Genomic DNA, 16,250 nt, shown 5'->3' with positions numbered 1-16,250 from the left:
CATCTCGCTTAATGTTCATAACTGACAGGGACAGAGAGAATGTAACCGTTGCCGCGCATGGTTTTGATGTAGTGCGGATAGCGCGCACTGTCGCCCAAACGCTGGCGCAAACGGCTCAACTGCACATCGATACCGCGCTCGAATGGCAGTGATTCTCGCCCTCGGGTTGCATAGGAGATAGTGTCGCGATCCAGCACCTCATTTGGCCGAGTCAGAAACAGCATCAGTAAAGCAAAATCACTGCCTGAGAGCTCGTGTTGCGTTTGCGTTTCCTGATGGGTAAGGCGATGGGCTAGAGTGTCTAGGCTCCAATCGCCGAACAGAATCTGCTTCGGCAGCGTATCACTGCTCTTTTCTTGCCGAACTTGCATACGGCGCAACACCGCTTTGATGCGGGCAATTAGGTGGCGCGGATTAAACGGTTTCGCGATGTAGTCATCAGCGCCAATTTCTAAACCAATGATCTGGTCAGTCTCTTCCGAGACAGCGGTAAGCATAATGATCGGCACACTCGATTCACGACGAATGTACTGGCACAAGCTAAAGCCATCCTCGCCGGGCAGCATGATGTCGAGCAGGATCAAATCCGGAAAGCCCTCTTGGCTAAGATGTGCTTTGAGCTGTACACCATCGGCGACGGTTGTCACCTGATATCCGCTGCGCGTCAAATACTCATCCAACAGCTCACGGATCTCTTCGTCGTCGTCAACCACCAAAATTCGGCTTACTTCCTGCATTCGCCTCTACCTATCATTACAATTTATTTACATAGTCTATCGATTTCGCCAGTCAATAATGAGAGATAGTTTAGTGAAATTTGAGGAAAATCCGCGTTTGGATCACAGTTAGGAAGAGCAGCTGATGACCATTTTCTTACCCCACTCAGGCGGAAGACGCGCGTAGTGGTCAAATTGCGGCGCGTCATCGTAAGGACGGCGAAGTAGCTCTGCCAGTTGTTGCACTTGGCTAAAATCACCTTGCTGGGCTTTTTCTATCGCTTGCTGAGCCAGATAATTACGCAAAATGTATTTAGGATTCACCAAACGCATGGCCGCGCAGCGCGCACTTTCAGACAGCGGCGAACCGTCTGCTTGCACTTCTTGTTGGCAGCGCACCAGATAATCATCCAGCCAGCGTGCTGCCGCCTCTCGGTCGATAAAAAGATCGATCACCGCTTGTTTGCCATGGCGATCCAGCTCCGACAGCGTGCGCATAAAACGAGTGTAATCGGTACGGTTTTCCGTCAGCAAGGCAAACATTCGGTCAAACAACTCGCTATCTCCGGCAAATCGCGCGTTCAAACCCAATTTACTGCGCATCAAGCGGCTAAAGTGCTGACCCAATAAAACGTCAAACTGCGCCAACGCGGCTTGCAAGTCGGCCCGTTCGATCAATGGCGAAAGCGCGTGGGCCAGTGCAGAGAGATTCCACAAGGCGACTCTGGGCTGCTGATCAAAGGCGTAGCGACCTTGATAATCGGAGTGGTTACAGATGTAGCCCGGCTCGTAGTCGTCAAGAAACCCAAACGGACCGTAGTCAAATGTTTCGCCCAAAATCGACATGTTGTCGGTATTCATCACCCCATGGGCGAAACCGACCGCCTGCCACTGCGCAATCATCAGTGCAGTGCGCGCGACAATCTGCTCAAACATCGCCAGATAAGGCTTAGCCGCTTGTTGGCATTGCGGCAGATACCATTCGATGACTTTGTCAGCCAGCAGTTTGTGCTCAGCCAACTGATTGGTATAGAAAAAGTGCTCAAAATGACCAAAACGGATATGAGTGGTGGCTAAACGGATCAGCAGCGCGCCGCGCTCGGTCTGCTCACGATAAACTGGGGTATCGCTACTCAACATCCCCAGTGCGCGCGTAGTGGCAATACCTAACCCCGCCATGGCTTCACTGCACAGATATTCGCGAATGGTTGAGCGCAGCACAGCACGGCCATCGCCCATGCGCGAGTATGGCGTCTGCCCCGCCCCTTTGAGATGCACGTCAAACCAATTGCCCTGTTTGTCCTGCATTTCGCCCAGCAGCAGGCCGCGTCCGTCGCCCAAATCGGGGTTATAGACACCAAACTGGTGCCCGGCGTATTTCATTGCCAGCGGCGAGAAACAATCCGGCATTTGTTCAGCCGCAAAAGCGCAGCGCAAGGTTTCATCGGCAGCCTCCGGCAAAGCAAAACGGGCCGCTAAAGGTGCATTCCACACCACCCAGTGGCTATTTTGCAGCGGCTGCGGCTTAACCGGAGTATAAAAGGCGCGAGGCAGCGAAGAAAAACGCTGTGAGAATGTGACCGATTGCCAAGCAGACATAAAGGGCTCCAAAAGAGAGAAGACCTGCTCAAACTAGCACAGAGTGAATGTGACAAACACCGATTGGCAGCAGGGAAATTGCTTGTACCATATGGCTCTGTCGGGGAGCCGAAAGTAAAAAACGCGCCCGAAGGCGCGTTTTAGCAGAGTTAGGTGCGCGAGCGTCTGCGCCCAAGTAACGCGAGAAATAGCAGAGGCAGGACGGCAAGTGAACCACCGGATGAACCGCTAGAAGAGCTGGCGGTAAAGGAGGTCGCATTGCTTTCTGGCGTCACCGTCACTAGTACCGTTCCGCTGGCTATCGCCCCTTCAACGTCCTGAATTTGGTATTCCAGAGTCACCTCAGTTTTTTGCGTCACACTGCTTGGCGCTTGGTAGTGAATTTGATTATTCGCTACGTTAGCGGAGCCGAGCTCCGGGGTTGACACCGAGATGAGCGTCAGCACGTGGTTATCCTGATCGTAGTCGTTGGCTAACGCCATAATGTCCACACTAGAGCCCGCGGTGAGGCTGATAGCATCTTGGCCTGCAATCGGTGCGCTGTTGGCGACTTCAAGCTGAATCGTGGCACTATCGCTCAAGCCACTTGGATCTGTTACCGTTAGCGCAAAAGCCAGTGTATTGCCCATTTTCGCCTCTTCTGGCACCACAAATTCGGCAGTACTGCGGTTGGCATTGATCACCTTAACTTGGGGTCCAAAGGTTTGACGCCATTGATATTGCAACTCGTCACCGTCGGCATCGCTGCTTGCCTCGCCCAGCAGCGATATACGTGCTCCCGCGACCACGGCAACCTCAGCAACCGACGTTTTGGCTTGCGGCGCTGCGTTACTGCCCATAACGTCAATATCGACGCTCACTACTGCAGAAACCAAGTTGCCGGATGTAGAGCGTAAGCGATAAGTCAGTTGATCTTGGCCAACAAAGTTGGTTTTCGGCGTGTAAACCCAGTTTGTGACTGTGCCGTTAGTCGGCGGTGAAACCAACTCGGCTTGGAATACATAAGCGGGGTCCATAGTGTCGTTAGCCATCACATCCAACGCCACCGAGCCGTTTTTATCAACCGTAACCTTATCTGCCATAGGTTGGACTAAACTGGCGGGGTCGACATCAAACAGCGCAGCAAAAGGAACGGTTTGGTAACCTAGTAGTTTACTCAGGCCATTGCTCTCTTTCTCTAGGCGGCTGCCGAGCCACGCTTTCTTCTCATCCGTCGGCTCCATATTCTGTAAATCACTGAAGAGATAGTTTTGCTCCAAAATGCCATTTTGCAGCTCCACCACCAAGGTATGAGTCCCTGTGGCGAGCTTTGCTGGTGCACTAAACATCACTCGGCCAGAGCGGCTCACTACCCCTTCGGCTAACCGTTCTTGCTGACTGCTATCTAACAGCAAATTGGCAAAGTTTGCCCCATTTTGTGGATAGCGAGAAACGGTGTAGCGCACTGGCAGCGAGCTATTTACCACTTGGTAATAGAGCTGAATACCATCAATCTGAGTGGCTTTGGGCAAATTCACTTCAAACGCCAGCGCGTCTTTGCCCGCTTCTGCTTGCACATAGCTCCGGCGTAAACTGGTTAACCAAGCGAACTTCTCACCATCTTGCGGTTTGACAAAATCAAAACGCGCAGCATGCTCACCGCTGACAATCCCTGTTAGGCTAACGCCAGTTTCAAAGCCTGCAACGCTGGTTAAATTCGGCTGTGAGTTGTCCGAAATTTGGGTATTACCATAAAGACCCGGGTAGATGTCGGCACTGTCGGCGCGACCGCCGCGCTCCAGTTCACCCAGTCCATCGGCCTGCATGATCTGCACCTGCATTGGGCCAGTTTCGTTAAATGCATTGTTGACGTTAACCGAGGTCACCAGCATCCCTTCGGCCTGCAAAGCGCGGTCGTAATCGACATTGCGACGATTTTCCACATATAGCCGCGGGCCAAACTCCTTCAAATAAGGGTCAAGGTAGATAAGCCCCGCCTCTGCGTTTGCCACTTGCACTGCCGCTTGCGATTGACTCAACACCTGCGGCGCAACAAAGCCGGAAGCGTGTTTGCTCCACGCGCTCATGTTAACTGGCGTGTCACCAGCATACTGGTCATCCGGGGCCATAGCCCAAGACCCCGCCCCCATCACACCCCACTGGCCAACGGAGCCATCGTGTTTGTAGGAATAGAGATCCGGCAGGCCAAGCATCAGATGGCCCAGTTCATGGACAATTACTCCGAGTGTAGCTTGGTGATCGACTTGATAATCACCAAACAAACAATATGCCGAAATCTTTTTACCATCGACAGGGACATCGTTGTGGTAATACATGTGAGGCCAGATCGAAGGCCGATTGACAACACCAGTAGAGCGATCGCCTCCGGCGAAGACAAACATCACTGAAAGTTCGCTCGGATCAATGGTGCCATCCGCATTAAGATCGTATTGGGAGAAATCGACATATTGATCAAGCTTTTGGTAGCTTTCAGCAAAAATGGTGTTGAGGCGACTGGTACACCAGGCTGAGTCATGGCAGTTAGGATGAAACTGATCGAGCGTAATATCAATGACACCATCATTCGCCGTGCCAAAGCTTTCTCTCGCGGGCACGACTTGATACTGACCTGCCGAGTTTTTCGCGTAGTAATCCACCACGCTCTGCCCTACCTCACCAAACACTCGCTCGGTAAAATCATGCACCATATTGACGTTGGAAAAGGAAACTTGCACCACCAACAGCGGCTGTTCAAACGGCTGCGCTGGCGCAGAGAAAGCGCTGCGTGCGGCTGCGATTTTGCTGGGAGTAAAACTGCGCGAGCGGAGAACTTGGTTAGCACTGTCGGCGTTGAGCGCGTCAGGCAAATTGATCGTCGGACGTAACTGAGAACGTATCGGCGCTTGCGCGCCTGCGAGCAAAAGCTCTCCGGTTGAAATCAGTTGAGCACCCGTTGTATCACTTTGAATTTCAGCAAAATACCATTTATCCCCTTGCTGGATGAGAGCATTACCTTGCTCATCTTCGAACCAACTGAAATGGGCCGAGCCCTGCAGGCGAATTTGCGTACTGGAACCATCTGGCAAAACGATCTCATGCCAAATCGGCGCAGGGGGAACCATCGCCAGCGCAGAGGCCGACAATGCCATTGTCGCGGCGCTACACGCCAACGTAGAAAGCCATTTTTTCATTCTTAACCCTAACTCCCTTTAAGATATTCTTCGGCTTGTGTCTCAATAACGAAACAAAAGCACACACCTTATGTATCTCCAGCTCAGACACAAGAACAATTTATAAAATACGAGAATCATTTAGCAAAATTATCTTTTGCTATTGATAATCACCCCAATAATTAAAGCATCCTTGCTCGCGCCTGAACTTGCTCTGTTGAGGTATCAAAAAAGGCCCCTCATGGGCCTTTTGACAAGCAAATAAACGGTAAGACACTTATTTTATCGTGGCGTTCTCTTGGCGGACAAATTCAGCAAGACGAGTTAAACGGCGCTGCGATTCCTTGACAAACGGGTTTTCTTCATCCCAAGCATACCCGGCCAGAATGGAGGAAATCATCTGCTTAATTCGTGCATTGGGCTCTTCAAAGAAAATCACATCCTGCAAGGTGCCATCGTACCAGCCTTCGACGTAGGTGCGAAAAGTGTTCACCCCAACCATCAGTGGCTGCGCATAGTCGCGCTGCCAATCTACCCGTTCGCCATTGAGCTGTTTTGCCACACAAGCACTGGCGAATTGGGCTGATTTCATCGCAATGGTTACGCCAGAAGAGAACACTGGGTCGAGAAACTCACCGGCGTTACCAAGCAGTGCATAATGGTCCGTTGCCAAATGCTTCACGTTGGCCGAATAACCGCCAAGCTCCCCAGCTGGATTGGGGTATTGGGCGCGACTAAGCAACTTCGCCAAACCTGGCTCTTCGCTAGCAAGCTGCTGTATCGCCGCGATTTTATCTTGCGGGTAGTTGGCAAAAAACGCTGGCGTACCGACGATACCAAACGAGCAAACGCCGTTAGAGAATGGGATCAACCAGTACCAGACATCAGCGTGTTGTGGATGCACGGAAATAAGAATTTTATCGCGGGTGTAGGCGATATCACTGGCGTCAATGTGGTCAACGATATGGGTAAAAATCGCTTGGCGCGGTGGCAGACAAGATGGCTCTTCAAGGTCAAGCAGACGAGGCAGCACCCGGCCAAAGCCACTGGCATCCAGCAGGAAATTCGCCTCGATCTGGTACGCCTGACCAAACTGGTCTGTCACATCCAGCAGTGACGTGTTGCCATTCATCTCAACGCGAGTGACTTCGTGTTGATAACGAATCTCGACCCCTTGACGTTCGGCATCATCGGCCAGCACTTTATCAAACGTCGCGCGTTGGACTTGATAAGTCGTTCCCGGGCCGGGGGTAAATTTGTCAGTAAAATCAAATTCGGTGTAAACACCGTTCTTTCTAAATGCGGCACCATTTTTAAATTGAAAGCCAGCCTGATTCACCGCATCTAGCATACCAGCCTGTTCAATCACTTCCATACAAGCGGGTAATAGACTCTCACCAATTGAAAAACGCGGAAATTGCGCTTTTTCCAATACAATGACGTCGATGTTTTGCGCTTTCAGTAGCGCAGCAGCCGTCGACCCTGAAGGGCCAGCGCCGATAATCACAACCTGAGTCGATTGCTTTTGCATCTCATTTTATCCTGAGTTTTTTTAATGTGATTTTGCGACCAGTTTTAGCAAGGTATGACCAAGACCGATGTTGTCGGTTCTTTCAATCACCGCTAACCCCGCTTCGGCGACAATTTGCAGAAAATCGTCACTGCGGTAAAAACGGCTGTTGCCATTGGCCAAACAGGTAAAGTACAGCGAGGTCGCATTAAGGCTGTAAGATGCCGCGTCGTATTTCTGAGCATCACAAAAGAGCTCAAGAATATACACCACTGCTCCGGGCTGAAGGCTCTCTTTAACGCGAGTCAAAATGCTGAGAATCTCCATTGGCGAGAAGCAGTCGAGAAACTGGCTCATCCACCAGATATCGCCTTGTGTCGGCAAAGGCTGATTTTTATCCAACATATTGGCTGGAAAAGGGGATATTCGCTCAGCAAAACCTTGCTCACGGGCATTGGACATCGCCAGTTCTAACTGACGTGGTAGATCGACAATGGTCACTTTGACATCCGGATCATAATTGCAACACTGAAGAGCCCATTTTCCGGTGTTTCCGCCAATGTCTACGATGTGTTGTGGTTTGTCGGCAAACACTCGCTCTAGCAAGAGCGGAAAGGAACGGTCGGAGTAATAGTGATCGAACTTAAACCAGCTCTCTTTTGCTTTCTCCGGTAGACGTGAAAGCCCTTCGTAAATGGTGTTCCAATCGCCGAGCTCTTTCAACCCTGCTGGTGTGCCTGTAGTAATCGATTCCGTCAGATGCATCATCGCCGCATAACAAACGTCTGCGGTAAAATCCATGTTGGCTTTGGTCATGCCATCATGCAGCAAAAAATGACCAACGTTTGCCAACACGTAGTTAGGCTTTTTCCACACCACAATGTGCGCACTTAACGCCATATCGAGCAGCACTTTGACACCGTATTCGGAGACGCCAGTTTTTTGCGCAATCTCCACAGCAGGTAACCCCGCTTGGCCAGCGGCGTCGAGAACCGCAAGGATATTCAAATCTCTCAACGTTCGAGCGGTGTGAAATAAAATCGGTGCAAAGGAGAGTTTCTGTGCCTCTGTTTTTGCTTGTAAAGCGTTGTAAGGGTCTAAATTATGATTTAACACGAAAAAACCTAACTAATAGTTGTAAGAAGAGGTTACTGATTAGCCGTAACCGCAAGCTGACGTTGAATATCAACATTTAAGTTATTGATCCAACGATTGTAGTTGCGGTGGATTTTGCCATCATCTTCATCTAGGTTTTCTGATTTAACGTAAAGAATTGAATAAAATTTAGTGTCATAAGGGATCATGACTTCTGCAATATGCGATCGAAGATGCAGTTTTGCGGTCAAAACGCCCGGTTCAACTTCGGCAATGCCCCAACCACGCTTTGTTGCTGCTAACACTATCGCGCTTTTCACTTGTTTGCTTTGAAGATCATAACTGATCGGAGTATCCTGTATCTCCATAATTGGTTGTAAACGACCACAGCCAACTAACAACAACGTCAAACAAAAAGAAATTATAATTTTAAAGGTTTTCATCTAGATATTGCTCCTGAATTCAAACGAAATAGAAGCCCTTAGTATGAACTCCGTTGGAAACAAATCAACAACCTATGTCAAATTCATCCTCTTTTATCTGTTTAAATGTTGAAAAGTGGTATGCAAGTTCAGCCGGGCTGAATGGCAGCCAAGCTTGGCAAGATTGGGCTTTGAACGGTCAATATCCCGAAAACAACGAAACAATATTTACTAATATACCAGCGATGATGCGTCGGCGGATGAGCGAATTAAGTAAACACGCGGTGCACTGCGCACTGGAATTACTTTCGCAAACCTCGGTCGATTATATGGTTTTTTCCAGTCGGCATGGTGAGTTACATCGCAGCATCGCATTAGTGAAAGATATTTTACTAGGTGAAGAGGCCTCACCCATGGCGTTTTCTCAATCTGTACATAATACCGCAGCGGGGCTGGCCACCATCGCCAGTAAAAAGTCCATTCCATTGACCTCTATCGCCGCGGGCGAAAATACATTCCACAGCGCGCTACTTGAAACCTTCTGTTATTTACAGCAACACCCTGACAAAAAAGTCTTATTGGTGGATTTCGATGAGCCTTTGCCAGAGGATTATGCCGAATTCGAAGAACAGTCGTATCGCGGTTATGCCCTTGCACTGGTGATTAGCCAAGGTGAGCAATTCGCCATCAGCCAAGCCGCACCCAGTATGGAACCAAGCACGCCACGCCCACAAGCGTTGCAATTTTTGCAACACTATCTGGCGAGTTCAGTTCGCACATGGCCAGTTTCCACTCGTCGTCACACTTGGATATGGCAACAGAAATGAGAAAAATTGGTCAGTACTGGCGTATTGTCGCCACGGGTTTCTGTTTTGCCATGTTTGGTATTGGTGGATTAGCACTGAGTTTTGTGATTATCCCTCTTATTCACTTGCTTGAAAAAGATCAAACGCGGCGTGAATATCGCGTACAAAACACGATCCAAAAAACCTTCAATCTATTTTGCAAGTTGATGAAATACACTGGCGCGATCGACTACAAAATAACCGGCGCTGATATTTTAGCCAGTGATAAGAACTGTTTAATAATTGCTAATCATCCCAGTTTGATTGATTACGTGTTAATTGCCTCACAGTTACCACAATGCGATTGTTTAGTTAAAGCGGCGATTTGGGATAATCCTTTTATGAAGCACGTCGTAAAAGGCGCAGGTTATATTCCCAATAAATCCCCTGATGAATTACTCAGCCAGTGTGAACAGCGCTTTGCGCGTGGAAATGTATTGTTGGTATTTCCTGAAGGAACCCGTACAACACCCGGAATAAAATCTAATTTACAACGCGGCGCAGCCCAAGTGGCAGTTCGTACTGAGCGTGATATGCGCGTTGTGCACATTACCGTAACGCCTAGTTTTCTAACAAAAGAGAAAAAGTGGTATCAAGTGCCAGAGAGCAAACCCTTCTTTCATATAGAGGTAAAACATAAGGTTGAGGTAAAACCATTTATAGAGCAAACTAGCAACCCAACGTCAGCAGCTAGAAGATTAAATCAACATCTGGCTGAGACCATTTTCCCAAGTTAAGTGACTTATTTGCCCTTCTTATGGCAATTTGCGCTCATTCTCGGGTTTTTTCACAATATCAGTCAATATAAGTAGGTCCCAGTGGAAGTACTACATAACGAAATCAAACAACTGATCATCGACGCCCTTAACCTTGAAGACATTTCGATTGATGATATCGAAACGCAAGCACCGCTGTTTGGTGATGGTTTAGGCTTAGACTCTATCGATGCATTAGAGCTCGGTTTGGCCATTAAAAAGAAATACAATATCGTTATTGATGCGGATGATAATAACACCCGTCAACATTTCGCCTCTGTAGCTAATTTGGCGAATTATATTTATTCACAAACCGAACACTAATTTAGTAGGCCCTGATATGTCAGTAGTAAATCAACAACAAGTCTTTGAGCAAGTAAAAGCCGCTCTGATTGAGCTATTTGAGCTGGATGAAGATGATATCCAGCCCGAAGCCAATCTGTATCAGGACCTAGATCTAGATAGCATTGATGCGGTTGACCTTGTGGTGCACTTGCAAAAAGTGACCGGTAAAAAGATTCAACCAGAGGAATTCAAAACCGTACGTACCGTCAATGATGTGGTGGACGCGGTTGTTGAACTCGTAAAGGGCTAACCGATGCGCACATTGCTGACAGTTTTGTCTGCAATCGTACTGCTCGCTTACCCATTTGCGGTTTACTTCGGTATCGATAAGCTTGGTCTTAACGTGGTCGCTCTCCTTTTAGGCACAGTGTTCCTGCTAAGAATCTTTTCTGGCCATCAGGCCAAGCTTAAAGAGCTGAAACATCTTGCTGTATTAAGCGGCATGGTCGGTGTCACTCTGGTCACGCTTGGGGCAATTTTTAAGCAGCAAGGTTGGCTGACCTTTTATCCAGTGATGATAAACCTGTCGATGCTGGCCGTTTTTGCCCTCAGTTTAACTCAACCACAAACGGTGATTGAACGTTTGGCCAGATTGCAGCAACCGGATCTGCCTGAAAGTGGCGTGCGCTACACGCGCACCGTCACCAAAGTGTGGTGCGCATTTTTTATCTGCAACGCGTCCATCGCTCTGTATACCTGCTTTCAGCCATTGCACGTCTGGACACTGTACAACGGTTTGATCAGCTATTTGGCGGCGGGGAGCTTATTTGCCGGAGAGTGGATCGTACGCCAACGTGTTCGCAAGGACTAAACATTCGATGAGTCAAACTCAACCATTTCTCTCTTTGTCGACGCTTTTTGCAACTGGCAGAGCGCCCAATCACCCGATCGCATTTGATGCGCAGGGAGAGCTCCACTGGCAGCAGTTCTCGGCGCAGGTTGCCGCGCTTTGCCAGCGACTCAACCGCGAGCCAGCGAAGAAGGTCGCCCTATGCTGTTTGGACAGCTACCACTTTGCCGTGGGCTTTTTTGCTTTGTGTTACAGCCAGAAAGCGCTCATTCTGCCGGGTAACTATCAGCCATCCGCTTTGGCAGAACTCAGCAGTGAGTTTGATCTGCTCCTTTGCGATCATAAGATTGCACAAAGCACGTCACTTCCTCATCTTTTGCTTGAGTCAGAGTCGATGGAAAGCGCCAGCTATGTGTTTAAACCGCTCGATGTGGAAAACCTCACTCTGACCTTATTTACTTCTGGCTCAAGTGGGGTGCCAAAAGCAATCGCCAAAACAATCAAACAACTTGATATCGAGATTGAGATATTACAACGTCTGTTCGACGCTCAACTGACGAACTGTCGCATTGAGAGTACTGTCTCCCATCAGCATATTTATGGCTTACTATTTCGCCTGTTGTGGCCTTTGTGCGCAGGTCGAGCGTTTGCACGCTACAACTTGGAATATCCTGAGCAGTTGATCGCCCACGCTGGGGAGAAAGTCGCGCTGATCAGTAGTCCTGCGCTCTTAAAACGTTTGGGTCAGGAGCATCAGACTGGCGCTTTCGCGGCTATTTTCTCATCCGGCGGACCACTGAGTTTTCAGGCCGCCCACGATGCGCAGCAGTTGTTTACTCAGTGGCCGATAGAAGTGTTTGGCAGCACCGAAACGGGCGGAATTGCCTATCGCCAGCAGGTTTGCGAGCACCAACCGTGGACGCTGTTCCCCGGCGTTGAGGTTATGCTTAATGAAGAACGATGTTTACGCTTACGTTCTCCGCATATCGATCCGCACCACTGGTATCAGACCGCCGATGAATGTGAGTTGCTCGGTGAGCGGCAATTTATCCTCAAAGGACGCACTGACCGCGTGATTAAAATCGAAGAGAAACGCGTTTCGTTAGTCGAAGTGGAAAAGCGTCTTGAGCAGTTAACATGGATCAGCGAAAGCGCAGTCATACCGATGCAGGAAAATGATCGCTTAGTACTGGTCGCCGCGCTGGTCTTAAATCAGACAGGCAAACGACAGATAGAAGATATCGGCAAAGGCAAATTCTGGTTGCAGCTGCGCGCTGAGCTGCGCCAGTGGCTAGAGCCGATTGCCATACCTCGGCGTTATCGCCTGGTGGAACACATTCCACTCAACAGCCAAGGAAAACGGCTGAACAACGAAATCGAGATGCTTTTTCAGTCCAATTAATGACAAAAAAATAGAACATCATGACCCAAAAAAGAAAGCCAACGCTGTTATCCGTTGTGGTCGAACAAGACCAAGCCACACTGCATTTGCGTGTTGATCACGACATACTGGACTTTTCCGGTCACTTTAGCCATTTTCCGTTGTTGCCGGGCGTGACCCAAATTGATTGGGCGGTCGCTTATGCCAAGGAGTTTTTGCATACGCCACCTTCCTTTAAAGGCATGGAAGTGATCAAATTCCAAGAACCGATTCTGCCAGATAGCGAAGTGTCGCTACAGCTCAAATGGGATGACGAAAAACAAAAATTGCACTTTGCCTACACGTCACAACGAAATGGCGCAGTGGTCAATCACTCTACTGGAAAAATGAAGTTGGGGAACCCTAGTGAGTAATTACCACGCTTGCTTTTTGATCCCATGCTACAACCACGGTAGCACCGTTGGTCAAGTCATTGATGCCCTGCTGCCATACCAACTGCCGGTTATTTTGGTTGATGACGGCAGTAACCTCATTACACAGCAGCAACTCGAGCGGCAAGCGCAGCGCAACAATGTTCATTTGGTCAGGCTGGCGCACAACCAAGGCAAAGGTGGCGCGGTCATGGCGGGGATTCGCCATGCCAATAAACTCGGTTTTACTCATGCTATCCAGATTGACTCCGATGGTCAGCATGATATTCAAGCTCTACCAAAACTGCTTGAAACGTCAAAAAGGCATCCCGAGCGCCTCATTTCTGGCAAACCGATTTACGATGCAAGCGTGCCTAAATCTCGACTCTATGGACGCTACGTGACGCACGTTTGGGTATGGATTGAAACCTTATCCTTGACCATCGAAGACAGCATGTGCGGTTTTCGCGCCTACCCGGTGGAGAAAACCGTCAGCGTGCTCGATAAGTACCGAATTGGCAGTCGGATGGATTTTGATATCGAGATCTTAGTGCGGATGTACTGGGAGGGGGCCGATATTGAGTTTATCGAAACTCGGGTCATTTACCCCGAAGGCGGCATCTCCCACTTCGATGCGCTGTGGGACAATGTCAAAATCAGTTGGATGCACACCCGGCTATTTTTCGGCATGTTGCCGCGTATTCCCAAACTTCTTGGCCGAAAAAAGCCCAATTCACAGCCAAGAACCCATTGGTCGAAACAGCAGGAAAAAGGCACCGTGCTTGGGATTAAGCTGCTACTGGCGATTTATACTTTGCTTGGCAGGCCGACTTTTAACCTAATTTTGCGTTTGGTGATGGGCTACTACCATGCTACAGGCAAGCAGGCAAAAAGCGCCTCACAAACCTATTTGGCCCAGTTGCAACACTACGCCAGTGACAAGCAGATCGAGCTACCCGACCACCTCACCAGCTACAATCATTTGCTCTCGTTTGGTCACACCATGCTCGACAAACTGGCCGCGTGGAAAGGTGACTTTTCAGCGCACAATCTTACTATTCACGGCCAACAACAGTTCGACCAAATGGTCGCGAGTAAGCAGGGCGTGGTGATCTTAGGCTCACATTTAGGCAACCTTGAGCTGTGTCGCGCACTGGGGCGACGCCATACTGACGTCAAGATCAATGCGCTGGTGTTCACTGAGCATGCCGAGCGCTTTAACGCTGTGATGAAAGCGGTGAATCCGAGCTCGGAGCTGAACTTGATCCAAGTAAGTTCGTTAGGGCCGGACACCGCTATCTTGCTGCAACAGAAAATTGAGCAAGGTGAGTGGATAGTGATTGTCGGCGACCGCACCTCCACCAGCAAAGAGAGCAGAGCGGTATGGGCCGATTTTCTCGGTAAACCAGCACCTTTCCCTCAAGGGCCATTTATGCTGGCGTCCATCTTAAAAGCACCAGTTTATTTGTTGTTTGGTTTACGGGATGACACCAGTTCCACAGCGCATTTTGATGTCTATTTCGAGCATTTTAGCGACAAAATTGTTCTGCCTCGCAAAGAGAGACAAGCCGCTTTAGAAATGGTTGTGCAACAATACGCGCAACGTTTAGAACATTACACGCTGCAAGCTCCTTTGCAGTGGTATAACTTTTTCGATTTTTGGAACCTGACAGATCAGCAACATGACAACGCAAACAGAACATAACATCACCTTTGGCCAGGGACGCCTGACGATTGAAGACGTCAGCGCAATTGCACAGGGGGCAAAAGCCCGCTTAAATGACTCAGCCGAGTTCAACGGCAAAATCGACCGTGGCGTGGCTTTTTTAGAGAAGTTACTCAAAGAAGAAGGCGTTATCTACGGTGTCACCACCGGATACGGTGACTCTTGTACCGTGGCAATTCCAAGCCAACTGGTTGAAGAGCTTCCGCTGCACCTAACTCGCTTTCACGGCTGCGGCCTTGGCAAAGTGCTCACTCATGAGCAAGCGCGCGCGGTACTGGCGACACGCCTTTGCTCACTCGCGCAAGGTGTTTCCGGCGTAAGCCACGAGCTGCTCAAGCAGATTGTCACGCTGGTCAATCACGACATCGCCCCGCGAATTCCAGAAGAAGGCTCGGTCGGCGCTAGTGGCGATCTCACGCCGCTCTCCTATCTTGCAGCAGCCTTGATTGGCGAGCGCGAAGTGTTATATCGCGGCCAAGAACGCGCCACCGCAGAGGTGTTTGCTGAGCTGGGGATCCAGCCTATTAAGCTGCGGCCAAAAGAAGGTTTGGCGCTGATGAACGGCACCTCGGTCATGACCGCACTCGCTTGTCTAGCGTTTAAACGGGCCGAATATCTCACTCAGCTTACAAGCAAAATCACCGCGATGGTTTCGGTTGGCATGCAAGGCAACGACTTCCATTTCGATGAAGCTCTGTTTGCCGTCAAACCGCACCCAGGTCAGCAACAGATCGCGGCGTGGCTGCGTGCTGATCTTAAAGCTGAACAACCGCCGCGTAACAGCGATCGTCTACAAGATCGCTACTCGCTGCGCTGCGCGCCACATGTGATTGGCATGGTGCAAGACGCCCTGCCTTGGCTGCGCCAATTGATCGAAAACGAGCTCAACAGCGCCAATGACAACCCTATCATCGATGGCGACAATGAACGCGTTCTGCACGGCGGACATTTCTACGGCGGCCACATCGCTATGGCGATGGATACGCTAAAAACGGCGATTGCCAACTTGGCGGATCTGCTGGACAGACAAATGGCGCAGTTAATGGACTATAAGTTCAATAACGGCCTACCATTTAACCTAAGTGGTGCTGAAGGCGAGCGCAAACCAATCAACCACGGTTTTAAAGCGGTGCAGATCGGCATTTCCGCTTGGACAGCAGAAGCCCTGAAACACACCATGCCAGCCAGCGTGTTCTCACGTTCAACCGAATGTCACAACCAAGACAAAGTGAGCATGGGCACTATCGCCGCGCGCGATTGTCTACGCGTACTGGAGCTGACGGAACAAGTGGCCGCAGCCTCGTTACTTGCCGCCACGCAAGCGATCGAAGTTCGCCGCCGTCGCGGTGAGTTGAACCAGCAACATATGAGCGACCAACTGCGTGCGATGTGCGCTCACGTGTTGGAAGAGTTTGATTTTGTGAGCGAAGATCGCCCGCTAGAGAAGGACCTGCGCCACTTTATCGCGCGTATTCAACAGCGCCACTGGTCATTGTATTAAGAGGTT

General features: G+C 49.7%; 15 protein-coding genes. 9 read left to right on the top strand and 6 right to left on the bottom strand.

Annotated elements, in window-relative coordinates; genetic code table 11:
• Positions 1 to 8: 8 nt before the first annotated feature.
• From EA26_RS05210 to EA26_RS05185, 6 genes are all read right to left on the bottom strand, one after another.
• Positions 9 to 737, bottom strand: a complete 729-nt coding sequence (locus EA26_RS05210; protein WP_039424949.1) for a response regulator — start codon at positions 735 to 737, stop codon at positions 9 to 11.
• Positions 738 to 845: 108 nt separating this feature from the next.
• The gene (locus EA26_RS05205) at positions 846 to 2,315 is read right to left on the bottom strand and encodes a protein adenylyltransferase SelO (RefSeq protein WP_039424947.1); all 1,470 of its coding nucleotides are present in this window, start codon (positions 2,313 to 2,315) and stop codon (positions 846 to 848) included.
• Between the two features lie 149 nt (positions 2,316 to 2,464).
• A complete protein-coding gene (locus EA26_RS05200; protein ID WP_039424944.1) occupies positions 2,465 to 5,485 on the bottom strand; it encodes a M6 family metalloprotease domain-containing protein in 3,021 nt (1,006 codons plus the stop codon).
• Positions 5,486 to 5,741: 256 nt separating this feature from the next.
• Positions 5,742 to 6,995 (bottom strand): NAD(P)/FAD-dependent oxidoreductase, encoded by a 1,254-nt coding sequence (locus EA26_RS05195; protein ID WP_039424941.1) that lies wholly within the window; start codon positions 6,993 to 6,995, stop codon positions 5,742 to 5,744.
• Between the two features lie 21 nt (positions 6,996 to 7,016).
• Positions 7,017 to 8,090 (bottom strand): methyltransferase, encoded by a 1,074-nt coding sequence (locus tag EA26_RS05190; RefSeq protein ID WP_039424938.1) that lies wholly within the window; start codon positions 8,088 to 8,090, stop codon positions 7,017 to 7,019.
• Positions 8,091 to 8,122: 32 nt separating this feature from the next.
• Positions 8,123 to 8,512, bottom strand: coding sequence for a hypothetical protein (locus EA26_RS05185; RefSeq protein WP_039424936.1), 390 nt, complete (start codon positions 8,510 to 8,512; stop codon positions 8,123 to 8,125).
• 74 nt (positions 8,513 to 8,586) lie between these two features.
• On the opposite strand from EA26_RS05185, the gene EA26_RS05180 reads away from it, so the two are divergent.
• The 9 genes from EA26_RS05180 (at position 8,587) to EA26_RS05140 (ending at position 16,244) form a co-directional block, all read left to right on the top strand.
• The gene (locus EA26_RS05180) at positions 8,587 to 9,318 is read left to right on the top strand and encodes a beta-ketoacyl synthase chain length factor (RefSeq protein ID WP_039424933.1); all 732 of its coding nucleotides are present in this window, start codon (positions 8,587 to 8,589) and stop codon (positions 9,316 to 9,318) included.
• On the top strand, positions 9,315 to 10,073 hold the full coding sequence (locus EA26_RS05175; RefSeq protein ID WP_039424931.1) for a lysophospholipid acyltransferase family protein: 759 nt from the start codon (positions 9,315 to 9,317) through the stop codon (positions 10,071 to 10,073). Before EA26_RS05180 ends, EA26_RS05175 begins: the two co-directional genes overlap by 4 nt.
• A gap of 81 nt (positions 10,074 to 10,154) precedes the next feature.
• Positions 10,155 to 10,415: a phosphopantetheine-binding protein gene (locus EA26_RS05170; RefSeq protein WP_039424928.1), complete on the top strand. Its 261-nt coding sequence runs from the start codon at positions 10,155 to 10,157 to the stop codon at positions 10,413 to 10,415.
• Positions 10,416 to 10,431: 16 nt separating this feature from the next.
• Entirely contained in the window at positions 10,432 to 10,686 is a 255-nt protein-coding gene (locus tag EA26_RS05165) for an acyl carrier protein (protein WP_039424926.1), read from the top strand.
• Positions 10,687 to 10,689: 3 nt separating this feature from the next.
• Positions 10,690 to 11,247 carry a COG4648 family protein gene (locus EA26_RS05160; protein WP_039424923.1) on the top strand — a complete coding sequence of 186 codons (558 nt, stop codon included), beginning with the start codon at positions 10,690 to 10,692 and terminating at the stop codon, positions 11,245 to 11,247.
• A 7-nt stretch (positions 11,248 to 11,254) separates the two neighbouring features.
• Complete coding sequence (locus tag EA26_RS05155) at positions 11,255 to 12,628, top strand: AMP-binding protein (protein ID WP_039424921.1); 1,374 nt, start codon at positions 11,255 to 11,257, stop codon at positions 12,626 to 12,628.
• Positions 12,629 to 12,648: 20 nt separating this feature from the next.
• Entirely contained in the window at positions 12,649 to 13,020 is a 372-nt protein-coding gene (locus EA26_RS05150) for an ApeI family dehydratase (RefSeq protein ID WP_039424919.1), read from the top strand.
• Positions 13,013 to 14,722, top strand: coding sequence for a glycosyltransferase family 2 protein (locus tag EA26_RS05145; protein WP_039424916.1), 1,710 nt, complete (start codon positions 13,013 to 13,015; stop codon positions 14,720 to 14,722). The genes EA26_RS05150 and EA26_RS05145 overlap by 8 nt, the downstream gene beginning before the upstream one ends.
• Entirely contained in the window at positions 14,700 to 16,244 is a 1,545-nt protein-coding gene (locus tag EA26_RS05140; protein WP_039424913.1) for an HAL/PAL/TAL family ammonia-lyase, read from the top strand. The genes EA26_RS05145 and EA26_RS05140 overlap by 23 nt, the downstream gene beginning before the upstream one ends.
• The last annotated feature ends 6 nt before the right edge of the window (positions 16,245 to 16,250 follow it).

The organism is Vibrio navarrensis (assembly GCF_000764325.1).
In the GTDB taxonomy this organism is placed as follows: Bacteria; Pseudomonadota; Gammaproteobacteria; order Enterobacterales; family Vibrionaceae; genus Vibrio; species Vibrio navarrensis.
Note: the sequence above shows the minus strand (reverse complement) of the source record. Positions and strands in the feature narration are given on the sequence as shown.